General features: G+C 44.0%; 19 protein-coding genes. 3 read left to right on the forward strand and 16 right to left on the reverse strand.

Annotation, left to right across the window (positions count from 1 at the left end; genetic code table 11):
• Nucleotides 1-7: 7 nt before the first annotated feature.
• Both FKQ60_RS03175 and lrp read right to left on the reverse strand, forming a co-directional pair.
• Complete coding sequence (locus tag FKQ60_RS03175) at nucleotides 8-2,851, reverse strand: DNA translocase FtsK 4TM domain-containing protein (protein WP_170904663.1); 2,844 nt, start codon at nucleotides 2,849-2,851, stop codon at nucleotides 8-10.
• A gap of 182 nt (nucleotides 2,852-3,033) precedes the next feature.
• Entirely contained in the window at nucleotides 3,034-3,528 is a 495-nt protein-coding gene (lrp, locus tag FKQ60_RS03180) for a leucine-responsive transcriptional regulator Lrp (RefSeq protein ID WP_115152709.1), read from the reverse strand.
• Nucleotides 3,529-3,683: 155 nt separating this feature from the next.
• On the opposite strand from lrp, the gene ald reads away from it, so the two are divergent.
• Nucleotides 3,684-4,808, forward strand: coding sequence for an alanine dehydrogenase (gene ald / locus FKQ60_RS03185; RefSeq protein ID WP_170906008.1), 1,125 nt, complete (start codon nucleotides 3,684-3,686; stop codon nucleotides 4,806-4,808).
• Between the two features lie 66 nt (nucleotides 4,809-4,874).
• Here the strand turns inward: ald and FKQ60_RS03190 are convergent, their stop codons facing one another.
• Nucleotides 4,875-6,113, reverse strand: a complete 1,239-nt coding sequence (locus FKQ60_RS03190) for a methyltransferase (RefSeq protein ID WP_170906009.1) — start codon at nucleotides 6,111-6,113, stop codon at nucleotides 4,875-4,877.
• Between the two features lie 239 nt (nucleotides 6,114-6,352).
• Between FKQ60_RS03190 and FKQ60_RS03195 the strand changes: the two genes are divergently transcribed.
• Both FKQ60_RS03195 and miaE read left to right on the forward strand, forming a co-directional pair.
• On the forward strand, nucleotides 6,353-7,117 hold the full coding sequence (locus tag FKQ60_RS03195) for a DNA repair protein (protein WP_170906010.1): 765 nt from the start codon (nucleotides 6,353-6,355) through the stop codon (nucleotides 7,115-7,117).
• 222 nt (nucleotides 7,118-7,339) lie between these two features.
• On the forward strand, nucleotides 7,340-8,107 hold the full coding sequence (gene miaE, locus FKQ60_RS03200) for a tRNA isopentenyl-2-thiomethyl-A-37 hydroxylase MiaE (protein ID WP_170906070.1): 768 nt from the start codon (nucleotides 7,340-7,342) through the stop codon (nucleotides 8,105-8,107).
• A 17-nt stretch (nucleotides 8,108-8,124) separates the two neighbouring features.
• On the opposite strand, the gene pyrF is transcribed toward miaE, so the two are convergent.
• The 13 genes from pyrF to tig all read right to left on the reverse strand — a co-directional run bounded on the left by pyrF (nucleotide 8,125) and on the right by tig (nucleotide 22,457).
• A complete protein-coding gene (pyrF, locus tag FKQ60_RS03205; protein ID WP_170906011.1) occupies nucleotides 8,125-8,826 on the reverse strand; it encodes an orotidine-5'-phosphate decarboxylase in 702 nt (233 codons plus the stop codon).
• A gap of 105 nt (nucleotides 8,827-8,931) precedes the next feature.
• Entirely contained in the window at nucleotides 8,932-10,101 is a 1,170-nt protein-coding gene (gene lapB, locus FKQ60_RS03210) for a lipopolysaccharide assembly protein LapB (protein WP_004395636.1), read from the reverse strand.
• Nucleotides 10,102-10,104: 3 nt separating this feature from the next.
• Nucleotides 10,105-10,389: a lipopolysaccharide assembly protein LapA domain-containing protein gene (locus tag FKQ60_RS03215; RefSeq protein ID WP_004395637.1), complete on the reverse strand. Its 285-nt coding sequence runs from the start codon at nucleotides 10,387-10,389 to the stop codon at nucleotides 10,105-10,107.
• A gap of 158 nt (nucleotides 10,390-10,547) precedes the next feature.
• Complete coding sequence (gene ihfB, locus FKQ60_RS03220; RefSeq protein WP_004395638.1) at nucleotides 10,548-10,832, reverse strand: integration host factor subunit beta; 285 nt, start codon at nucleotides 10,830-10,832, stop codon at nucleotides 10,548-10,550.
• A 131-nt stretch (nucleotides 10,833-10,963) separates the two neighbouring features.
• Nucleotides 10,964-12,634, reverse strand: a complete 1,671-nt coding sequence (gene rpsA, locus FKQ60_RS03225) for a 30S ribosomal protein S1 (RefSeq protein WP_004395639.1) — start codon at nucleotides 12,632-12,634, stop codon at nucleotides 10,964-10,966.
• Between the two features lie 104 nt (nucleotides 12,635-12,738).
• Nucleotides 12,739-13,419 (reverse strand): (d)CMP kinase, encoded by a 681-nt coding sequence (gene cmk / locus FKQ60_RS03230; RefSeq protein WP_040904501.1) that lies wholly within the window; start codon nucleotides 13,417-13,419, stop codon nucleotides 12,739-12,741.
• A 156-nt stretch (nucleotides 13,420-13,575) separates the two neighbouring features.
• Nucleotides 13,576-13,869 (reverse strand): helix-hairpin-helix domain-containing protein, encoded by a 294-nt coding sequence (locus tag FKQ60_RS03235; RefSeq protein WP_004395641.1) that lies wholly within the window; start codon nucleotides 13,867-13,869, stop codon nucleotides 13,576-13,578.
• 235 nt (nucleotides 13,870-14,104) lie between these two features.
• Nucleotides 14,105-15,964, reverse strand: a complete 1,860-nt coding sequence (gene ppiD / locus FKQ60_RS03240) for a peptidylprolyl isomerase (RefSeq protein ID WP_004395642.1) — start codon at nucleotides 15,962-15,964, stop codon at nucleotides 14,105-14,107.
• Between the two features lie 152 nt (nucleotides 15,965-16,116).
• Nucleotides 16,117-16,389 carry an HU family DNA-binding protein gene (locus FKQ60_RS03245; RefSeq protein ID WP_004395643.1) on the reverse strand — a complete coding sequence of 91 codons (273 nt, stop codon included), beginning with the start codon at nucleotides 16,387-16,389 and terminating at the stop codon, nucleotides 16,117-16,119.
• Between the two features lie 194 nt (nucleotides 16,390-16,583).
• Nucleotides 16,584-18,935: an endopeptidase La gene (gene lon, locus FKQ60_RS03250; protein ID WP_004395644.1), complete on the reverse strand. Its 2,352-nt coding sequence runs from the start codon at nucleotides 18,933-18,935 to the stop codon at nucleotides 16,584-16,586.
• 120 nt (nucleotides 18,936-19,055) lie between these two features.
• The gene (clpX, locus tag FKQ60_RS03255; RefSeq protein WP_004395645.1) at nucleotides 19,056-20,336 is read right to left on the reverse strand and encodes an ATP-dependent protease ATP-binding subunit ClpX; all 1,281 of its coding nucleotides are present in this window, start codon (nucleotides 20,334-20,336) and stop codon (nucleotides 19,056-19,058) included.
• A gap of 83 nt (nucleotides 20,337-20,419) precedes the next feature.
• Nucleotides 20,420-21,046 carry an ATP-dependent Clp endopeptidase proteolytic subunit ClpP gene (gene clpP, locus FKQ60_RS03260; RefSeq protein WP_004395646.1) on the reverse strand — a complete coding sequence of 209 codons (627 nt, stop codon included), beginning with the start codon at nucleotides 21,044-21,046 and terminating at the stop codon, nucleotides 20,420-20,422.
• A gap of 109 nt (nucleotides 21,047-21,155) precedes the next feature.
• Complete coding sequence (gene tig, locus FKQ60_RS03265) at nucleotides 21,156-22,457, reverse strand: trigger factor (RefSeq protein WP_004395647.1); 1,302 nt, start codon at nucleotides 22,455-22,457, stop codon at nucleotides 21,156-21,158.
• Between the last annotated feature and the right edge of the window lie 528 nt (nucleotides 22,458-22,985).

Below are 22,985 nucleotides of genomic sequence, written 5' to 3' on the forward strand. Positions count from 1 at the left end.
TTAAAGGCTACTCTCGGTTAGAGGAAGGCGCTAGTACTTCGCGATTACCATTATGGCCTGGTGCACTGACAATACCTTGCGCCTCAAGCTGCTCAACGATTCTTGCCGCACGATTGTAGCCAATTTTAAACCGACGTTGGACACCAGAGACCGAACCTCGGCGAGTTTCTACAACATGTTCAACGACTTGATCGAATAGCGGGTCCATTTCCTCATCATCGTCCATTTTCTCACCTGGCAGCAGCGACTCTGGCCCTTGATCACCAGCGATAATATCACTGATATAGTTAGGCTTACCGCGAGCTTTCCAGTTATTGACCACCGCATGGACATCATCATCAGACGCAAACGCTCCATGAACGCGAATAGTATGGCTCGACCCCGGAGGGAGATAGAGCATATCCCCCATTCCCAGTAATGACTCTGCGCCACTCTGATCAAGAATAGTTCGAGAATCCGTTTTGGTTGATACGGTAAACGCCACGCGAGTTGGAATATTTGCTTTAATTAAGCCGGTGATCACATCCACTGAAGGGCGTTGAGTAGCAAGAATAAGGTGTATACCCGCCGCTCGGGCTTTTTGCGCCAAGCGCGCGATCAACTCTTCTACTTTTTTACCAACCACCATCATTAAGTCTGCAAACTCATCGACGACGACAACAATATAGGGCAGCTTTTCCAAACGCGGGGGAGCGGTATCCATGCTATCCCCTTCTTTCCAAAGTGGATCGTGAATCGGATGCCCAGCCTCCGCTGCCATTTTGAGTTTATCGTTAAACCCTTTGATGTTACGCACGCCCAATACTGACATTAATTTATAACGACGCTCCATTTCGCCGACACACCAACGCAATGCATTGGACGCATCTTTCATATCGGTGACAACCTCAGACAATAAATGTGGGATGCCTTCATATACCGATAATTCGAGCATTTTAGGATCAATCATGATAAATCGCACATCTTCTGGCGTCGATTTGTAAAGCATACTGAGGATCATCACGTTAACCCCAACCGATTTACCGGAACCTGTGGTTCCTGCCACTAACACGTGTGGCATCTTTGATAAATCGACAACCACGGCTTCACCAGCAATATCTTGCCCAAGAACCATGGTCGTTGGTGACTTCGCCTCTTTAAATTGCGCACTACTGACGACATCCGACAAGTACACCGTTTGTCGACTCATATTCGGTAGCTCTAAGCCAACATAAGGCTTACCAGGAATAACTTCCACGACTCGTACCGCCATCGCCGATAAGGAGCGAGCTAAATCCATCGATAAACTCGATATTCGACTGACCTTGACTCCAGGCGCTAAATCCAATTCAAAACGCGTAATCACCGGCCCAGGAAAAATCCCCACCACTTGAGCTTGAATTTTATAATCAGCCAATTTTGATTCTACTAAACGGGCAATCTCTTCTAACGCTACGCGATCTATGAAGTTTTCACGTTTCTCAGGATGATACAGTAGCTCTAAAGTGGGCATTGGCTCAGCAGGTTTGGGCAAATTGACATTTTGCTGCATCAAAAATGGATTTTGGGTCGCCGCCATATTGGCTTGCGCATCAGACACCATGCTTTGAAATGCCTGAACATCAGCGTCCAATGGCAATGACTCATCTTCAATACTCTCATCGTCGTCATCACTCATCTCAATATTCTGCTCATGATCAGCAGTCAGTCTCGGATCCGATGATGGCGAGTGGCTTAATGTGGGCGACGATGACTCGTCTTCAACAACATCTAAGCGAGATATCGCAGGTTGAGTCATGGGATCGTCCCATTCCGTTTCCTCTAACGTTTGAGGATTAAATACAGGTTCATCATCCACGTTCGCTTCGCTCAGCGTCACCGATCCTATAGATTCGACTGGCTGAACAGGATTTTCTTGAACAGAGGGAGTGAAATCCTGTTCTTCAGCAAAGTCGTCGTATTGACGAGCTTGCTGTTCTAACTCTTCTATCGTCGCATTAAGCGAGACTTTCCGCTCCGGTTTCTCTGTATTTTGGTTATCCGGAATATGAATATTGAAGCGTCGCGGTGCTTGCTCTGTTGTTGTTGACTGGCGTTCAACAATCTTATTATTCGTCTCCAAAATACGCTCAGAGATCGAATTGACGGATGAGGTATTGTCAGGCGCGACATCGGGAGACATCGGCTCAAGATCAATACTCTGTGGCTGGATAAGCTCGTCTTTGTCACCACGGACACGGTTAATCAACCACTGACCGCCTCGGATACCGTTACTGCCGAGCCACTCGACAATCGTTAACCAAGAGATTCCGGTTAATAACGTTAGCCCCGCTCCCCATAAAAAGAGCAGCACTAAGGTCGTACCAAGTAAGTTCAGGGTCGGTAATGCTAAGCTAGTGAGAACATCACCAATCACCCCACCGGACGAAAAATACCAAATATCATCAAAATTGATATCAGCTAACCCACAACTGGTGAGGATCAAAATAACTAAGCCGAGTAAACGGGTCCCCCACAGCATCAAATCAATGCTTTCTTGCTCCTCACGGCGGCGTAACGTTATCCATGCCGTGACAGTAAAAATAATCGGCAATAGATAAGCCAGCGAGCCAAAAACAAAAAAGAGTGTGTCAGCAACCCAAGCGCCGACGATACCACCAGCATTTTGAATGTCAGAACCCCACGCGGTTTGTGACCAAGAAGGATCCGCTGGGTGAAAGGTCAGTAAAGCTACCGCCAGTAACACGGAGCAGAGAACCGCCAAGATAAGCCCACACTCTTTTAAACGCTGCTTGCCATTTAAACGTGAGGGAGGCAACTGCTCAGAGGTTTTGATGATCGTTTCAACTTTATTGTTACTGTGTTTGAACATATACCAACTTGACTATGATAATGGCCAGTATAAAAAATACTATAACCCATATTGGAGAGGAGAAAACAGTCTGAGCGGCGATGGCCGCTCAGACTGTTGGTAGATTTAACCATATCACGGTTAAAAACCCAATGTATCAACGTCAGAATGCGGTAAGAAGTCTCTTATTCACATCATCAAGCTTAACGAGTTTTTATCACCAGTTGATTGGTTTGTTTCACTTCTTCCATGACCACGTAGGTGCGCGTATCGTTAACGCCAGGTAACCGCAACAAGGTATCACCCAATAGTTTACGGTAGGCTCCCATATCGGATACTCGTGTTTTCAATAAATAATCGAAATCCCCAGAAACGAGATGACACTCTTGGATGTCATCGAGTTTTTGCACAGCAACATTAAATTGCTCAAAAACATCTGGTGCCCCCCGATTAAGGGTAATCTCCACAAACACGAGCAGTGAGGCATCAAGATACTGGGGATTTAACAGGGCAGTATACCCAGTAATGTATCCTTGACGCTCAAGTCGTCTTACCCGCTCCAAACAAGGGGTTGGCGAGAGACCAACCCGTTTGGATAATTCTACATTCGAAATACGACCATCTTTTTGCAACTCATTTAAGATATTGCGATCAATACGGTCAAGATCCTTGGAGGGCCTTTTATAGTTGTCTGCCATTTTTTATTCCACCTTATTACTTCCTTGCAAAAAAATATATTACAATTTCTTCATATTCAGCATCAAACTTTATATACGCACAACTATACTAGTCATAAACTCGACACAAAATTCCAACAAAAGCCCAACATGAATGATTCATGTAAGGAGTTAGAATGATTATTGGTGTACCTAAAGAGATCAAAAACCACGAATATCGCGTGGGAATGATACCCGCCAGTGTAAGAGAGCTCACTTTACATGGCCACCAAGTGATTGTCGAAACCGAAGCAGGATCCGGTATCGGCTTTTCAGACGATGATTATATCGCTGCAGGGGCATCCATTGTTCCTAATGCAGCAAACGTATACTCGCAAGCCGAAATGATCGTTAAGGTCAAAGAACCTCAAGCCACAGAACGCGCTATGCTCAAAGAAGGGCAAATTTTATTTGCCTATTTGCATCTTGCTCCAGATTTTCCACAAACTGAAGCACTTATCAAGAGTAATGCTGTCTGTATTGCCTATGAAACTGTAACAGATAGTATGGGTCGATTACCACTACTAGCACCAATGTCTGAGGTGGCTGGCAGAATGTCCATACAAGCCGGGGCTCGGATGTTGGAAAAATCTCACAAAGGAATGGGAATCCTACTCGGCGGCGTGCCCGGTGTCGCGCCAGCCAATGTATTAATATTAGGGGGCGGGGTAGTCGGCGCGAGTGCCGCAAGAATCGCCATTGGCTTACGTGCGAATGTCATCCTACTCGATCGTAATCTAGAAACCTTACGCAGATTAGATGAAGAGTTCCAAGGTCGAGCGACACTGCTCTACTCCACCGCTGACGTCATTGAACAACAAATTACTCACGCCGATCTAGTGATTGGTGCAGTGTTGATCCCTGGAGCCAGCGCCCCAAAATTGGTCAATGAACAGCACATTAAACGCATGAAACCCGGATCGGTGGTCGTCGATGTCGCTATCGATCAGGGGGGATGCTTTGCGACTTCTCATCCCACGACCCACGATCAACCCAGTTATATCGTGCATGATGTGGTTCACTACTGTGTCGCGAATATGCCGGGAGCCGTGGCGCGAACCTCCACTTTTGCTCTTAATAACGCCACCCTTCCCTACATTGTAAAACTTGCCAATCTGGGTTATCGACAAGCGTTGATCGAGGACAAAGGATTATTGGCGGGGCTGAACATCCTCAAAGGACAAGTAACTTGTAAAGAAGTCGCAGACAGCTTTAATTTACCTTATATCAAAGCGATAGAGGCGCTAAAATCTACGCATTGAGTTTAAGTCGGTGCTAAAACTGGCTGCACGTAACGAACGATAGTGCCGACTTGATACGACCACACTTTACCCCGGTAAAGAAGCCTGCTTGGCATGAATGAGCAAGTTTCTTGGTGTTACCTCTCGTGGACAAAATTCATTGACTGACACTTGATAGCCTTGCTCTTCTAAGAACAGCGCCTTATCACAAACGAGCCACATTTCTAATAAGCGTCTAAAGCCTTGTTGAACAAGGCTCAATTTTTCCATACGCCAATAACGGGCTAACCCTTGCTGTTCATAGTGCTCAAAATTAATCTTATCTAACGCCAACAAAAAGCCTTTTTGCTCTGCAGCCCAAAGACAAAATGCTTTAAACCCTTCAGAGAGCTGCGATTTCTTAATGCTTGCTGTCGGTTGATAGTCCATTAAACCTAATTCCGCTTTAAGTAACTCATCCCAAGCTAAGCGATAACTCATTTCTTGTTGACGATGACGTTTCACTCGCTCACCTCCAGTAACCGTCTCTTGAACAGGAATGCGTAACTCTTGGCGAGTAAGATTCAACCCAGACTGCTGCCCTAAGCTCGATAATGGTTGATAGTGATCCGCTTCGATAAGATGATAACAACAAGGCGCAACACTCACTGCAGACACCGAAGCTTGCGCAGCGTATTGCATTAAGCGCACATGTAAATCACCACAAGCGTGCAAAGCTACCGCATGTTGACATGATTTAAATAATCTTTGGTTACCGAGCTGAAAAGCATCACCTTGTACAAAGGTCATCGCTAATTGGCGCTTATCCGCTTCAGCTTGTCCTTGTAAACATAAAGCCTCTTGATATTCAAAACTGAGCACTGGACTATCAGAATAAGTGGCTAAAAAACGCCCCAGATACCCTTTACCTGCACACCACTCTAACCATGATTGACCTTGATGCCGAGCGACCAATTGTTGTCCCAATCGCTTGATTTGTTGAATTTTTCGTCCAGGAATACCCGTATAGAGCGAATGTAGCCTTTGCGTATTCTCGTCAGTAGGCAATACCGTGAGTAATGGCTGCTTTACAAGAAAATCATGAGTGCTGGCAAGGATCTCAGCAAGTCCTTCAATATATATAGATAGATGGCAAAGCAAAACATCCGGTTGCTGTTTCAGTTGAGCTATCTGCTGTGGAGAGAGCGAGTTAAGCCAACCATCCAGTTCAGAGTTAACCCCATGCCAATGATCAGCATCATCCACACTATGATGAAAGGGCTCAAAACGCCAAAATAACGCGGTTTGAGAAAGAAATGTATCTAGCTGAGTAAAAAGTGTCTGCATTATGCCCCCTAACTAAAGCGCTATTTTAGGGTCAAGTTAACGAGGAAGAAAGAAGACCATTGGCAAAAAAATCGTACTATACTGCCAATAGATCGCCTATCCTCATCTAAAATGACGGCTCGGTTACACTTTTTTATGCTTAACACATAAATAATTAAGATTGTCTATTTGTTGGTGATGTCGATACAGGTAGGATAGTGTATCCTTTATTATCGGGCTCTAAAAAAGATACGGATTTTATGAATATAGGTTTACTTATCGCTCTCGGAGTCGTGCTTCTGGTTTTGATCTTAGGCTACAACATTATGTTGCAGTATCGATTAAAAATAGAAACGGCCAAGAAACAAGAATCTGCACGTTATCTAACCATTATTGATGCTACCGAAGATTTAATCGGTAATGCGCATCATATGCCATTTAGTAAAGATTTGCTGGTTTGTTTAAATAACCGAATTCTTGATGCTCTGCAAAACATGCTTGATTTAGATCCCAAAAATAAGCAATTGGCACAGCGCGTCGAAAATATGCAGGCACAAATTAAACACCTAAAAGAAAACCATCCCGGTGGAGAAAGTACGCCGTTTAAAGTTCCAAGTAGCGATAAGCAAGCCATTGTTATGCTCAAACTGGTTAAACGACTCCGAGATACGGTACGCAGTGAACACAACAAAGGTCGTTTTGATACCCAAGCCTTCGTCGCAGAAAACGCTCGGCTGGAAACCATTCAAATTCGAATTAATATTGAAAACGTGATTAAACGTGCCAATGATTCGATTGTTCGCGGACAACCGGGAACCGCACTGCAACTTCTCCGCAAAGGCATTGATGTGCTGAATACCAAAAACGACAGCTATTCCACTCAAGCAAGAGAAAAGCTACAAACCATGCATGATGACATTGAACAACGCCGTCAAACTAAAAGTGCTTCTGATGTCCAACAAATGGAAGACAAAGAGCGCAACAGTGATATGGAAGCATTATTTGGTGAGAAGAAAAAGTGGTAAAGGGACAACTCGAGACTTTTCCCATCGCCATCCTCCATCATCAAATGCCAGACAGACGACAGTTCACCATTCACCGTCTTTTATCCCGAGACAAGTGACCGTATAGGACGTTACCATTGTTCCCCATGAATATCGACCAATGGTATGATTGGGGCTCCACGTCAAGTTCATCCTATCACTACTGACTCAACTGATAGCTTAGGCCGATACTTTTTAATGACCATGATACAAACCGCCATTCAACCATTACTCGCTCCAATTGAGCAATTCCTACTCTGCCCGACACCCGATTCTTGGATAGTTCAAGCCAAACGACCTGAGAATTTAAACGTCATTTTACGAGATCATTTATTATGTGAGCTGAAGGCGGCGCAAAGCGCCATTTTTTTACTCAAACGCTATGTGCTAACCGATGAAGCCGCTCAGCAATTGACAGCCTTAATTCAACCCTATGAACGTTTTGCTTATCAATGCCAAGGCGATTTGCTTTCTCTCAAAGGAACCAGTCAGTTGTCGAAATCGATTCACGCGAGAAGCGACTGTGACTATGGCGAAGCGATGATTGAGAAAATGGTTTTATTGATCAAAGAAGAGTTGCATCATTTTTATCAAGTAGCAGAAATTATTGAACGCCAAAAGTTAGAGTATCATCCAATCAATGCGAGTCGCTATGCCAAAGGCATGCTTAAGCACGTTAAAACCTTCGAACCGGATGCATTGATTGATAAATTGATCATCGGTGCGTTTATCGAAGCTCGCTCTTGCGAACGATTTGCTAAGTTAGCTCCTCACTTACCGGAAGAGATTGGACGATTCTATCTCTCATTATTGCGTTCTGAGGCTCGGCACTATCAAGATTATCTAGCATTAGCTGAACACATTGCAGTAAACGATATCCGTCAACGTATCGACTATTTTGCTGCTATTGAAGCTGAGCTCATCCAGAGTCCAGATGATGATTTTAAATTTCATAGCGGTGCGCCAATTTAATTGGCGCACTCTCAATGCTAAACAACTATCAGTGAAGCATTAATCTCGGCTAAGACTTGAGCGGGATGATTAGCTTGAGTGATAGGCCGTCCAATCACTAAATAGTCCGAGCCCGCTTCTAGGGCTTGAATCGGCGTCATAATCCGTTTTTGGTCACCAACATCAGCTCCAACCGGACGAATCCCCGGTGTAACCAACTTAAACGATGAGCCTAAATGCTGTTTTAATGCAGAGGCTTCTTGAGCAGAGCAGACCACGCCATCTAAGCCAGCATTTTTAGTTAAGGTCGCTAAGCGTAGTACATGCTGCTCTGGCGCAAGGTTAATCCCTATCCCTGCCAAATCGACCTGCTCCATACTGGTTAATACGGTCACCGCTATCAGTAACGGACGCTCGTTACCATAAGGTTCGAGTATTTCACGAGCGGCCACCATCATTCGCTCACCGCCACTAGCATGGACATTTACCATCCATACGCCAAGCTCTGCTGCAGCGCGAACCGCTTTCGCACAAGTATTCGGAATATCATGAAACTTTAAGTCAAGAAAGACAGAGAAGTCACGGCGATGCAATTCACGTATCAACTCCGGGCCAAATAGGGTAAACATTTCCTTACCCACTTTTAATCGACAGCTCGATGGGTCAATCTTATCGACGAAGGCAAGCGCCTCTGCTCGTTTTTCATAATCCAAGGCAACAATGACTTTTTGGTCGTTCATTTTTACTCCTAATAATGACCTATCGTTTTGATACTTAACATTTGTTCCATTCAATACGTACCGATGGATGCTCGGTCTATTTCTGGTTAAACATGCATGAGGGAATTACTCACCATCTAAACCGCGGATCGGCTTAATTGTCCCCCACCCCTTACAAGAGGGGCAATGCCAATACAACGAGTGAGTCGAGAATCCGCAATGACGACAGCGATAGTGAGGTTTGGCTTTTAGCTGTTCTCCAACCAATTTTTGTAAGGTAGAAAGGCTGGCTTTCGCTCTGCCTTCTTCCGCTTCTGCGATGTGATAACCAATTAAGCGATAAAAACCTTTCATGGTCGGGTTTTTAACTAATTGACGAGTTAACAGCTCCTGAGCACTTGCCACACCATCATGTTGAGCGACCAACTGCGCAAGCATTAACTCCGCAGAAACTCCGGCATTGTTATCAATACATTGGCGCAAAAACTCAACCAGAGCATCTTCTTGACCAAGATGATGATAACATTCAGCCAAGGTTGGTAACACTTCACCAATGAAGTCAATATCTTGGCTTAAGACACGCTCTAAATGACTGATCGTCTGCTGATATTGCTGATTCGCGAGACACAGCTTACCCAGCGAAATACTGGCGCGGACACATTTAGGATCTTCATGCAATGCACGTTTAAAAAACTGCATCGCTTTATTATCTTGCCCGTCAGATTGCTCTAGCATTGCCAACTCACACCAAAAATGAGCGATACTATTTTTCATCCGCTTACGCCCCAACTTCACTAACGCCTGTGCACACTCAATCGCTTTATGCCATTCGCGTGTTTGTTGGTAAATCGCCGTTAATTGTTGCAAAGCGGATTCTCGGTGCTCCGGTTCATCGATCAATTGTTCAAATATTTTTTCGGCGCGATCGAGAAAACCAGCCACCATATAGTCTTTAGCAAGCTGTTGCAGTGCAAGATTTTTTTGATCAATCGTTAAACCTGATCGAGAAATAAGATTCTGGTGGATGCGAATGGCGCGATCGACTTCACCACGGGAACGAAACAGATTACCTAACGCGAGATGAGTATCAATCGTTTCATTATCAACTTGAAGCAGTTCAATAAAATGGTCAACTGCTTTATCAGATTGATCAGAAAGTAATAAGTTTAACCCCGTAACGTATTGGCGGGAGATTTGGTGAGAGTGCTTCTGCTTGTCTTGCTGGGCGCTACGATTGCCCATATACCATCCGTAAGCGGCAGCAATAGGCAAGAGCAAGAAGAGAAGTTCTAACATTAATTATTCCAGATTAGCTTTTGGCTTGATTGGCGTTTGCGGCACGACTTGCTTGGCTATTTTACGATTAAGCTTACGTATCTCAAGCTTCGCTTTAAGATACAAACCACCAAATAAAATCCAAGCCACTAAAAAACCAGTCACAAACACGCCGCCCAATAATGTTGATAAGTGAAACTCACCTTGGGCAAGCAGATAATTAAACGTCACGATCGCTTGATTTTGAGCACCTAACGCTAACGCGATAAGAAATAAGGCCAATAACACGATAATTTTTATTATTTTCATAATACCTATCCTATTTAGGTTCATATTCACCAATTCGCTTGCTGATTATGCAGTAAATTCGTCTGACAAACCATGCTCAATCTAATAATCCAGTGACTTTTGAGACACAAAAAAGCGGCATACTGAAAAAGCATGCCGCTGGTGTACTTGTCGTATTACTAAATGTTCTGGTTAACCCGCTCACGTAGTTCTTTACCCGGCTTAAAGTGAGGTACATATTTTCCCTCTAACTCTACTTTTTCGCCAGTCTTCGGATTACGTCCAATGCGAGGCTCACGATAGTGTAAAGAGAAACTGCCGAAACCACGAATTTCGATTCTCTCTCCGTCTTCTAACGTTTTGGACATGTGTTCAAGAACATCTTTTACGGCATCTTCAATTTCTTTGGCTGACAGATGCGTTTGTACTGCACACAGCCTTTCTATCAATTCAGACTTAGTCATAGTTTCCCTCATTGAGTTTTTACCTTGATTATAGTCAGTAATAGCAGTTCCAACAAACACTTGCTTAATTTTGTAGAGAAAAGGCAAAAAAAAGGAACCTATGCAGGTTCCTTTCTATTTACGAATTTAACTTATTCGCCTTTAGCAGCTTTGAAAGCATCAGCCATTGCATTACCAAAAGCAGCTTCATCTTGCTTGTTGATAGTTGCCATTGCTTCTTGCTCATCAGCTTCATCTTTCGCTTTGATAGATAGGTTGATTACGCGGTTTTTACGGTCAACACCAGTAAATTTCGCTTCAACTTTATCACCAACGCTTAGAAGAAGAGAGGCATCTTCAATGCGGTCACGAGCAATTTCAGAAGCGCGGATATAACCTTCTACGCCATCTTCAAGAGTGATCGTTGCGCCTTTAGCATCAACGGCTGTTACTGTACCGTTAACTAGAGTGCCTTTCTTGTTGTCTGCAACGTAAGCATTGAATGGGTCATTTTCCATTTGCTTAACGCCTAGAGAGATGCGCTCACGCTCTGCATCTACTGCTAGAACAACTGCTGAGATCTCATCGCCTTTCTTGTAATCACGTACCGCTTCTTCTCCAGGAACATTCCAAGAGATATCAGATAGGTGAACAAGACCATCGATACCACCGTCAAGACCGATAAAGATACCGAAATCAGTGATAGACTTGATCTTACCAGTTACTTTGTCGCCTTTAGCTTGCGCTTCAGCGAATGACTGCCAAGGGTTAGCTTTACACTGTTTTAGACCTAGAGAAATACGACGACGCTCTTCATCGATATCAAGAACCATCACATCTACTTCGTCGCCAACATTAACAACTTTAGATGGGTGGATGTTCTTGTTAGTCCAATCCATTTCTGAAACGTGTACTAGACCTTCAACGCCTTCTTCGATTTCTACGAAGCAGCCGTAATCTGTTAGGTTAGTAACACGACCAGTTAGTCGGTGACCTTCTGGGTAACGCTTAGCGATAGCTACCCATGGATCTTCGCCTAGCTGTTTTAGACCTAGTGATACACGAGTGCGGTCACGGTCAAACTTAAGAACTTTAACTAGGATTTCGTCACCAACGTTAACGATCTCTGATGGGTGCTTAACACGTTTCCACGCCATATCAGTGATATGTAGTAGACCATCAACACCGCCAAGATCAACGAATGCACCGTAATCAGTAAGGTTCTTAACGATACCTTTAACTTCAGTACCTTCTTGTAGAGTTTCAAGAAGTTCGTCACGCTCAACACTGCTTTCTGATTCGATAACAGCACGACGAGAAACAACAACGTTGTTACGCTTCTGGTCTAGCTTGATAACTTTGAACTCTAGCTCTTTGTTTTCTAGGTGAGCAGTGTCACGGATAGGACGTACGTCAACTAGAGAGCCTGGAAGGAATGCACGAATACCGTTCAATTCAACAGTGAAGCCACCTTTAACTTTACCATTGATGATACCGATAACCGTTTCAGCTTCTTCGTAAGCTTTCTCAAGAACGATCCAAGCTTCGTGACGCTTAGCTTTCTCACGAGAAAGTTGAGTTTCACCGAAACCGTCTTCAACAGCGTCAAGTGCTACGTCAACTTCTGAACCAACTTCTACTTCTAGTTCGCCCGCAGCGTTTTTGAACTGTTCTGCTGGAATAGCAGACTCAGACTTAAGGCCTGCATCAACAAGTACATAGCCATTTTCAATCGCAACTACAGTACCTTTAACGATAGTACCTTGTTGAAATTGGGTTTCGTTTAGAAACTCTTCAAAGAGTTGAGCAAAAGATTCAGTCATGTATTTAATCTTCAATAATTAAACGTCCACGGGTATCCTACCGCATGGGGTTGTTAAAATCGCCAGTCATCATCCTTGCGACCAACGTTCTTAGCTAACGTGGTTTATTCCGCTAACTTCGATTCGATGTATTGTAATGCTTGAGCCACAACCTCGTCGATAGACAAAGTCGTTGAATCTAATAATAGCGAACCTTCCGCTGGACGCAGTGGCGCCACTGAACGATTACGATCTCTATCGTCACGTTCTTGAATTTCGCTTAAAAGGGCGTCAAATTTAACATCAAGGCCCTTCAGTTGCAACTGCTTATAGCGTCTACGCGCACGCTCTTCTGCACTTGCATCAAGGAAAATTTTCACCGCAGCTTCAGGAAAGACCACTGTTCCCATGTCTCGCCCATCGGCCACTAAGCCTTTACCTTGCTCGAACGCGCGCTGTCTACGCAATAACGCCTCACGGACACGAGGTAAGGCAGCAATTTTTGAGGCGGCCATACCCGTTTCTTCTTTACGCAAGGCCTTAGAAACATCTTCACCTTCTAAAATCACTTTAACCAAGTCGCCTTCAGCAATGAACTCAACATCAAGGTGTGTGGCTAGAGGAACTAATGCCTCTTCAGAGTCAGGGTCAACACCATGATGAATCGCGGCTAAGGCAAGTACGCGATAGATTGCGCCCGAATCTAACAGTTGAAAACCGAGCTTTTTCGCCAACAACATACACAGTGTGCCTTTACCAGCACCACTAGGTCCATCCACGGTAATTACCGTTGTTTGCAAGGACATGCTTTACTCCATTCGTTTGGTTCACGACTCATCGCGTGATTGGTCAACGATGAATTATATACTGAACTGGCAATAAGATGCGAGTTTCAGGCGAGGAGTTCCCCTCATAAAAAACTCAGGGCTAAGCCTGAGTTTCTTGTTCGCGGGTGGTTCACATTACAGTAAAATACGTTTATCGTTTCTTGCCACGATTGCTGGCCCAATTCCCTTCACTTTAGTTAGATCTTCTTTTGTTAAAAACTGACCATTTATCTCACGGTATTCAACAATCGCCTGAGCTTTTTGCAAGCCAATACCTTGTAACAAAGTCGCGATCTCTTCTGCAGAGGCGGTATTAACATTCACTGTGATCTCAAAGCCCTGATTAACGCTGACCGTTTCTTCGCTCATCGCTTGGCTAACAGGCAGGCTTAAGCCCAACAGCAGGGCAAGTAAATAATTCTTAACCATTGTTCCTTCCTTGTTTAAGTGTTTATCGCATCCCTACACCATCAGATAGAACAAGAATCACCGGCCAAACAAGCTGGAGCTTGGTGAACAACAACGTTGTATATTCTCATAGCACAGGGGTAGACAAAACGATAATAAAGGATTACTCACATCGACTATTTGAACAAAACAAGAAAATAAAATGGGCTGCAAATGCAGCCCAAAATGATAAACATGTTATTTACATAACAGGCCGTTATTGTTCTAAACCATAATATTGGATTTTCGTATTTTGACGTAATACACCCAAAATACCCTCAACATTTTGTTGTAGTCCAATGCGAGATAACTGAGCGCCAATTTGCTGATTCAATTGTGGGTCAACCTCAGTCGTCACAGCGGCCAAAGCGATAACAACAACATTGCCTTGTGCATCTTTGCCATGTGCATAAACATGATGCTCACCTTCTGGCTTCGGCATAGAGAAGACGATTTCAGCCAATGGAGAACTTCTATCCATACGCTGAATCTCACTAAAGGCTAATTGATGAGTGTCTAATAAACTATTATCGCCAGCGTTTAAACCCGTAACTAAATCATTCGCCAACTGCAATGCTTGCTGTTCCGCTTTTAAACGCGATAACGTCGCAACGATTTGCTCACGTACCTCAGCTAATGGCAAAATAATTTCTGGGCGGGTTTGCTCAACACGGACAACCACAACATGTTCAGGGGCAATTTCAATCGCATCCGAGTTCAGTTGATCTTCTTTCACTTCTGGCTGTCGTAGCGCTTGTATAACCGCTGGAGCACTCAATATAGCTGGTAATTCTGCAACCGAAATAAAATCCGTGTGTTGAATGTCTGCGCCAATCGCCTTAGCGGCTTCGTCTAAAGAGTCTGGTGATTCAAAAGCGATGCGTTCTAGCTCAGTTTGTAACTGATAAAACCGATCAACCGCTTGCTGATCTTGTAACTCTGCTTTTATCTCAACAGCAACTTGCTCATAAGGCTTAATCACTGGAGCCTTAAGTTCATCAAGTTTAATGACGTGGTAACCAAAATCTGATTTAACCAGTCCACTGATCTCACCCACTTGTTGAAGAGCAAAAGCCGCACTTTCAAAAGCCGCGTCCATCGTATCAGGTTCAATCCAACCTAGCTCACCACCCTCTTGTGAACTACCGATGTCTTGTGATTTCTCTTTCGCCAATTGAGCAAAGTCCGCCCCGTTGTGTAATTGATCTAAAATCGCTTGAGCTGCTTGTTCATCATCACCTTGAATCATGATGTGGCTTACTTTACGCTGTTCTTTAGAAGCATATTTATCTTGATGCGCGTCATAGAATGCTTTGGTCTGCTCATCCGTAATCGTGATAGCTTCTTTCAACTGCTGCGCAGCCAACTCAATATAAGAAATTCTCATCTGTTCAGGACGAGTATATCGATCATCATTTTGTTGATAATACTGCTCAATCTCTTGATCTGTTAGCTGAACGTCTTTTGCGAAATCAGTGGTCGGTAGCGTGATGGTGCGCACATCTCTAGCTTGAGCCACTAACGCACTCAACCCTTCGACTTCACCAGGTAAAGTAAACTCGCTGGTCTGTAAAGCCGCAACCAGTTGATCACGGACCAGGCTACGACGCATATACTCGGCAAAAGCATCGGGGGTAAACCCTGCACGACGCAGAGCAGATTGATAGATATTTTGATCAAATTGACCTGCCGATTGGAACTCTGGCATGGCAATAATGGCTTGACGAACTTGATTATCACTCACACGTAAACCGAGCGACTGTGCATGCTGCTCAATTAAAATATCATTGATCATGCTATCAAGCACTGAACGTCGTAGTGAAGCGACATAAGTTGGGTCTGCTAGTAATGTAGAAAAGTAATCGCCAAGTTGTGACTGCATGCGATTACGTTCATTTTGATACGCCTGTTCAAATTCCCCACGACTGATCTCTGTCTTGCCGACTTTGGCCGCTGCATTATTGCCGCCGCCAACGATATAGTTACCCACGCCTGCAAAGATAAACGATAGGATGATGAGTCCTAGGATAATTTTCACCGCGATGCTGTTCACGCCTTCGCGTAATCGTTCCATCATAGTTGTACTGCTCTCCGGGTTTGAAGCTAAATGCTTCAGCCAAAATTGAATAGCGCGATAATATCAGAAAAAGAAATGCGCATCAGTAGGATGCGCATAATTTCAAAAGGTTCGAATTATTTTTGCGTTAAAACGGCAAAAAACACCCTGTATTAGTTACAAGCGTCTTTTAAAGCTTTGCCAGCCTTAAACGCGGGTACTTTAGCTTCAGCAATTTGGATCTCTTCACCCGTTTTTGGGTTACGGCCAGTACGAGCTGCGCGTGAGCGGACAGAGAAAGTACCAAAACCTACTAACGCTACTTGATCACCAGATTGAAGTGTATCGGTCACTGCTTCGATAAATGCATCCAGTGCGCGACCTGCGGATGCTTTTGAAATATCCGCATTTTCTGCGATTTTTTCTACTAGTTGTGTCTTATTCACTGTAATTCCCCTTTGGTCACCAAGTTATTGTTTTGTTCGGTGCCGATTTCGTTCCATTAAGATTAAAAACAGGCTTAATGCCTTATTACAACAGGGCTTAAGCCATAGTTGGTAACGTTAGCTCCCAAAAAAAACGCTGACAAGCCTTTTTCGACCTATCAGCGTAATCTTTTAGTTATTTTTGCTACACATCACTATTTTACAACAGCAAAACTAACCCCAGCAGGGTCATTTTCTAAGGCAAGCTGTAATACTTCATCGATCCACTGGACAGGGATCACTTGCAGATCCGCGATGACATTATCTGGGATCTCTTCCAAATCACGTTCATTGTCTTTTGGAATTAATACCATTTTTATGCCGCCACGATGCGCTGCTAACAACTTCTCTTTTAAGCCACCGATAGGGAGCACTTCACCACGTAACGTGATTTCTCCCGTCATTGCGACTTCAGCTTTAACAGGGTTACCCGTTAAGCTAGATACCAGTGCCGTACACATTGCAATACCAGCGCTTGGCCCATCCTTCGGAGTTGCACCTTCAGGAACGTGGACATGGATGTCTTTTTTCTCGTAAAAATCGCTATTGATGCCTAATTTATCGGCACGAGAACGAACGACGGTCATGGCGGCCTGAATAGACTCTTGCATCACATCGCCAAGTGAACCCGTTTGGGTTAACTTACCTTTACCTGGCATCGATTGAGTCTCAATCGTCAGTAAGTCACCACCAACTTCTGTCCACGCTAACCCCGTTACTTGACCAATTCGATTACTATCATCGGCTTTACCGTAATCAAAACGCTGTACCCCTAAAAACTCTTTTAAGTTTTCTTGGTTGACCGTTACCGTTTTCACTGAGGCATTGAGCAGGATCTTCTTCACCGCTTTACGACAAATTTTCGAAATTTCGCGTTCCAGTCCACGTACACCAGCTTCACGCGTGTAATAGCGAATAATGCCGGTGATCGCTGAATCTTCGATGATGATTTCACTGGGCTTTAGTCCATTACGCTCAATCTGCTTATTCACCAAATGGCGCTTAGCAATATTGAGCTTTTCATCTTCGGTATACCCAGATAAACGAATCACTTCCATACGATCCAACAGTGGCCCCGGAATATTCATCGAGTTTGATGTTGCAACGAACATCACATCAGATAAATCGTAATCCACTTCCAAGTAATGGTCGTTAAACGAATTGTTCTGTTCTGGATCCAAAACTTCTAACAGCGCTGAAGCAGGATCGCCACGCATGTCTGAAGACATTTTATCAATTTCGTCCAACAGGAAAAGTGGGTTTTTTACCCCAACCTTAGCCATTTTCTGAATTAATTTTCCAGGCAGTGAGCCAATATAAGTCCGACGGTGACCACGAATCTCCGCCTCATCACGTACCCCACCTAGTGCCATACGCACATACTGGCGACCCGTTGCTGATGCAATAGAACGACCTAATGACGTTTTACCAACCCCTGGAGGTCCAACCAAACATAGGATAGGGCCTTTGAGTTTATTGATCCGAGTTTGCACCGCAAGATACTCTAAGATGCGCTCTTTAACTCGTTTCAAACCGTAATGATCAGCGTTAAGGATTTCTTCCGCTTTCGCGAGATCTTTTTTAACCTTCGAACGCTTCGTCCAAGGCACGCTGACCATCCAATCGATGTAGCTACGCACCACGGTTGCTTCTGCTGACATCGGTGACATCATTTTGAGTTTGTGTAGCTCTTGCTGAGTTTTATCGCGAGCTTCTTTGGGCATTTTTGAATCATCGATTTTCTTTTGCAGAGTCTCGAATTCATCAGGCGTGTCGTCCATCTCACCGAGCTCTTTTTGAATAGCTTTCATTTGCTCATTCAAATAATACTCACGCTGAGATTTCTCCATCTGTTTTTTCACTCGAGTGCGAATACGCTTCTCAACTTGTAACAGATCGATTTCCGACTCCATTTGCCCCATTAAAAATTCTAAACGCTCAGAAATGTCTAAAATCTCTAATACTTTTTGCTTATCCACCAATTTTAAAGGCATGTGAGCGGCGATGGTATCAGCTAAGCGAGCGGCTTCATCAATCCCATTCAGTGAAGTAAGTACTTCAGGTGGGATTTTCTTATTCAGTTTGATAAAGCCTTCAAATTGATTGATCGCACTGCGGACAATCACTTCTTGTTCTTTTTCATCCAACTCTGGTGTCAGCAGATATTCCGCCTCTGCTGAAAAGAAATCACCCTCATGAAATTGATTAATTTTCGCGCGCTGCTGACCTTCAACCAAAACCTTGACCGTACCGTCTGGCAGTTTTAATAGTTGAAGAATGGTCGCTACCGTTCCTACTGCAAATAGATCGGAAACTTTCGGCTCATCGGTTTCAGCTTGTTTTTGAGCAACCAAGAGCACTTGTTTGTTGTTATCCATCGCTGCTTCTAAGCATTGGATGGATTTTTCACGGCCAACAAACAGAGGAATGACCATATGTGGGTATACCACCACATCGCGCAGAGGTAGTACTGGGATCTCGATACGCTCGGAACGTTCCAAGTTCATATTATTCTCTCTTCCGCTTTTATGTATATCGGAGTATATGGGGCCTAACTGACTGGATTCAATGACGGAATTAAAAAAAGGAGGTATCACTACCTCCTTTTAAAAATGGTTGAACACTTTTTACTCAGCGCCTGCTGCCTGACTCTCATTTCCAGAATAAATAAGTAGCGGCTCTGACTCACCATTAATGACGGATTCGTCAATCACGACTTTTTCAACGTCTGCCATTGAAGGGAGCTCGTACATGGTTTCTAACAGAACATTTTCGAGAATTGAACGTAAACCACGTGCTCCTGTTTTGCGTTTCATCGCTTTAGCAGCGATAGCACGCAAGGCATCTTCACGAAATTCAAGTTCTGCTTTCTCTAACTCGAAAAGAGCAGCGTACTGTTTAGTCAGCGCGTTTTTAGGCTCACACAAGATTTGAATTAACGCTTTTTCATCCAACTCCGTCAACGTTGCGGTCACTGGTAAACGACCAATAAACTCAGGAATCAGACCGTATTTAACCAAATCTTCTGGCTCAACTTGGGTGAATAATTCACTCAATGACTTACTGTTGTCTTTTGAACGAACTTCAGCACCAAAACCAATCCCAGTGCCTTTAGCAACGCGTTGCTCAATCACCTTATCCAAACCAGAGAAAGCACCACCACAAATGAAGAGGATTTTGGAGGTATCAACCTGTAAAAACTCTTGCTGAGGATGCTTACGTCCACCTTGTGGCGGAACAGAAGCAACGGTACCTTCAACCAATTTAAGCAGTGCTTGTTGAACGCCTTCACCAGAGACATCTCGAGTGATCGACGGATTTTCTGCTTTGCGTGAAATCTTATCGATTTCATCAATATACACGATTCCGCGCTCCGCTTTTGCAACGTCGTAATCGCATTTCTGTAGCAATTTTTGGATGATATTTTCAACATCTTCGCCCACATAACCCGCTTCCGTCAGGGTCGTAGCATCGGCCATGGTAAATGGCACATCCAAAAAGCGAGCTAACGTTTCTGCCAACAGTGTTTTACCGCTACCGGTTGGACCGATCAGCAAAATATTACTTTTACCGAGCTCCACACCATCACTGGTCGTATCACCGTTACGTAAACGCTTATAGTGGTTATATACCGCAACAGCGAGCACTTTTTTCGCGTGTTCTTGGCCAATCACATAGTCATCAAGATGTTCACGAATTTCACGCGGTGTTGGTAACGCCGACGACTCTTTCTTCGGTAAAACATCTTTGATCTCTTCACGAATAATATCGTTACAAAGATCGACACATTCATCACAAATGTAGACTGAAGGACCTGCGATTAGCTTGCGAACTTCGTGCTGGCTTTTGCCACAGAAAGAGCAGTACAGTAGCTTACTGCTACTACCCTCTTTGCTTTTATCTGTCATTCGCTAACCTCTTAGCCTTTACTCTTGATAATTTGAGTGTATAACAATTTACCCCAAATTGCGTTAATCAATTATTACGATTGTTATTCACCGCGATGGGTAAGTATCGCATCAACAATACCGTAATCGACTGCTTGCTGCGCTGACATAAAGTTATCTCGGTCAGTATCGCGTTCAATGACATCTAGTGGCTGTCCGGTATGCTCTGCAAGTAGCGTATTTAATTTATTCTTGATGCTCAAAATTTCTTGCGCATGGATCTGAATATCCGATGCCTGCCCTTGGAATCCACCGAGTGGTTGGTGAATCATGACACGTGAGTTAGGCAGAACGTAACGTTTGCCAGGAGCACCACCTGCCAATAAAAAAGCACCCATAGAGCAAGCTTGTCCAACACACAGGGTACTTACATTCGGTTTAATAAACTGCATCGTGTCATAAATCGACATACCTGCGGTTACGCTGCCACCGGGTGAGTTGATGTATAGAAAAATATCTTTATCTGGATTTTCAGATTCTAAGAAAAGCAGTTGAGCCACGACAAGATTTGCCATGTGATCTTCTACTTGACCCGTTAGGAAAATAACACGGTCTTTCAATAAGCGAGAATAGATGTCGTATGAGCGCTCACCACGAGAAGTTTGTTCCACCACCATGGGTACTAGCGCGTCAATAATTGGCGACATTGCATTTTTTTCTTGGTAGCTCATAGTCTTAATATCCCTAAAATAAATGGCCCGAATGATGGGCATCACACGGACCATTGTTAGCAGAAGAGTCGAGGTTTCGTCAACCCTTCTTGCTGATCACCGACTAAAATTAAGCCGCTTCTGGGTTCATTAGCTCATTAAAGCTAACGGTTTTTTCCGTTACTTGTGCTTTGGCAATGATGGCATCAATCGCTTGCTCTTCTAGAGCTACATTGCGCATGTTGTTCATCATTTGCTCATTTTGCTGGTAGTAAGCAATCACTTCACTTGGATCTTCATAAGCGGTGGCCATCTCTTCGATGATCGCTTTTACTTTCTCTTCATCCGCTTTCAGCTCTTGAGTACGGATCACTTCACCAAGTAGTAGGCCAACAACAACACGGCGTTTCGCTTGTTCTTCAAATAGCTCACGTGGAAGTTGGTTAGCCGCTTCAGTGTTACCACCAAAACGTTGGGCTGCTTGCTGACGTAGTACGTTGATTTCTTGGTCAACCAAAGCAGAAGGAACCAGTAGTTCGTTCTCTTTTACTAAGCCTTCAATCGCTTGCTCTTTAACGCGTGCTTTGATGGCTTGCTTTAGCTCACGTTCCATGTTTTTGCGAACTTCAGCTTTAAGACCTTCAAGACCACCGTCTGCAACGCCAAATTTAGCAACAAATTCATCGTTCAACTCTGGCAGCTCGCGAGCCTCAACTTTGTTTACTTTGATAGCAAACTTAGCCGCTTTACCTTTTAGATTTTCCGCATGGTAATCTTCTGGGAAAGTTACGTCGATTTCAAATTCCATGCCTTTGGTTTTTCCAGCAATACCGTCTTCAAAACCAGGGATCATACGGCCTGCACCCATTTCTAGTGGGAAGTTTTCAGCTTTGCCACCTTCAAACTCTTCACCGTCAATCGAACCGATGAAGTCGATAGAAACACGCTTACCTTCTTCAGCCGCTTCATCCACTTCTACCCAAGTCGCTTGCTGCTTACGAAGCGTTTCTAGCATTTCAGCGACGTCGGCGTCGGTCACTTCTGCTGCTGGTTTTTCTACCGTAATGTTTTCTAAACCTTTCAACTCAACTTCTGGATAAACTTCAAAAGTAGCGGTGAATACCAAATCTTGGCCTTCTTCCATTGAAACAGGAGCAAACGTTGGTGCGCCCGCTGGGTTGATTTTTTCTTTTACGATAGCTTCGATAAAGTGACGCTGCATCACTTCACCAAGCATATCTTGACGTACTGCTTTGCCGTACATCTTAGCAACCATCTTCATTGGCACTTTGCCTTTACGGAAACCATCAAAACGACGGTTTTTCGCGATGTTGCGTAGTTCCGCTGTCACCGCATCTTCGATGTTTGCAGCTGGAACAGTAATATTGAGACGGCGCTCTAGGCCTTCTAGCGTTTCAACAGTAACTTGCATTATTTATAAACCTCAAAACTGGCTCAGTATTACTGAGCATCATGAGCCAATACGTTGACTGGCTGCATCCTTGTGTGGTGCTCGATTGAACACTTAGCGATAAAACATTGAGCATCGGCGTATCCAGTTAACTCACCTTCACGCCGGACTAATGAGTGATATCTTTGCCGATTTGCGCCGAATAAAGGTATCTCTGATTAGTCTCAGGACAAAAATTTAGACGCGACATTCTACCGACCCAAGCTTTTGCTGTCGAGTTAAACCCCAAGCCGGAACCCGTCAATCTGATAAAAACTCGCCTAAGTGCTAAAAAATCCATCACCTCGTTTCAACACGCTGTAATCGAAATGGGGACAATAAAGGCTTTTTCAAGAGAATCGAGGTCTTTTTTTATCCAAATCGATAAAAAGAGATCTTGCTCTTACTTTTATACTTTAAAAAATTCGACACTCGGCGGTCCCACCGTAATGACGAGTCTATAGTCAACAAGGCATCGTCGAGATGAGAATAGGATGAAGGTCCTACTTA

The organism is Vibrio sp. A11, assembly GCF_013048705.1.
Classification (GTDB): Bacteria; Pseudomonadota; Gammaproteobacteria; order Enterobacterales; family Vibrionaceae; genus Vibrio; species Vibrio metschnikovii.

Coding starts and splice junctions, on each gene's coding strand:
- lapB (WP_004395636.1), bottom strand. CDS start 10,101: ATGTTAGAACTTCTCTTCTTGCTCTTGCCTATTGCTGCCGCTTACGGA.
- FKQ60_RS03215 (WP_004395637.1), bottom strand. CDS start 10,389: ATGAAAATAATAAAAATTATCGTGTTATTGGCCTTATTTCTTATCGCG.
- ppiD (WP_004395642.1), bottom strand. CDS start 15,964: ATGATGGAACGATTACGCGAAGGCGTGAACAGCATCGCGGTGAAAATT.
- FKQ60_RS03235 (WP_004395641.1), bottom strand. CDS start 13,869: ATGGTTAAGAATTATTTACTTGCCCTGCTGTTGGGCTTAAGCCTGCCT.
- miaE (WP_170906070.1), top strand. CDS start 7,340: ATGATACAAACCGCCATTCAACCATTACTCGCTCCAATTGAGCAATTC.
- lon (WP_004395644.1), bottom strand. CDS start 18,935: ATGAACTTGGAACGTTCCGAGCGTATCGAGATCCCAGTACTACCTCTG.
- ald (WP_170906008.1), top strand. CDS start 3,684: ATGATTATTGGTGTACCTAAAGAGATCAAAAACCACGAATATCGCGTG.
- clpX (WP_004395645.1), bottom strand. CDS start 20,336: ATGACAGATAAAAGCAAAGAGGGTAGTAGCAGTAAGCTACTGTACTGC.
- cmk (WP_040904501.1), bottom strand. CDS start 13,419: ATGTCCTTGCAAACAACGGTAATTACCGTGGATGGACCTAGTGGTGCT.
- FKQ60_RS03175 (WP_170904663.1), bottom strand. CDS start 2,851: ATGTTCAAACACAGTAACAATAAAGTTGAAACGATCATCAAAACCTCT.
- ihfB (WP_004395638.1), bottom strand. CDS start 10,832: ATGACTAAGTCTGAATTGATAGAAAGGCTGTGTGCAGTACAAACGCAT.
- pyrF (WP_170906011.1), bottom strand. CDS start 8,826: ATGAACGACCAAAAAGTCATTGTTGCCTTGGATTATGAAAAACGAGCA.
- FKQ60_RS03195 (WP_170906010.1), top strand. CDS start 6,353: ATGAATATAGGTTTACTTATCGCTCTCGGAGTCGTGCTTCTGGTTTTG.
- rpsA (WP_004395639.1), bottom strand. CDS start 12,634: ATGACTGAATCTTTTGCTCAACTCTTTGAAGAGTTTCTAAACGAAACC.
- FKQ60_RS03190 (WP_170906009.1), bottom strand. CDS start 6,113: ATGCAGACACTTTTTACTCAGCTAGATACATTTCTTTCTCAAACCGCG.
- lrp (WP_115152709.1), bottom strand. CDS start 3,528: ATGGCAGACAACTATAAAAGGCCCTCCAAGGATCTTGACCGTATTGAT.
- tig (WP_004395647.1), bottom strand. CDS start 22,457: ATGCAAGTTACTGTTGAAACGCTAGAAGGCCTAGAGCGCCGTCTCAAT.
- clpP (WP_004395646.1), bottom strand. CDS start 21,046: ATGAGCTACCAAGAAAAAAATGCAATGTCGCCAATTATTGACGCGCTA.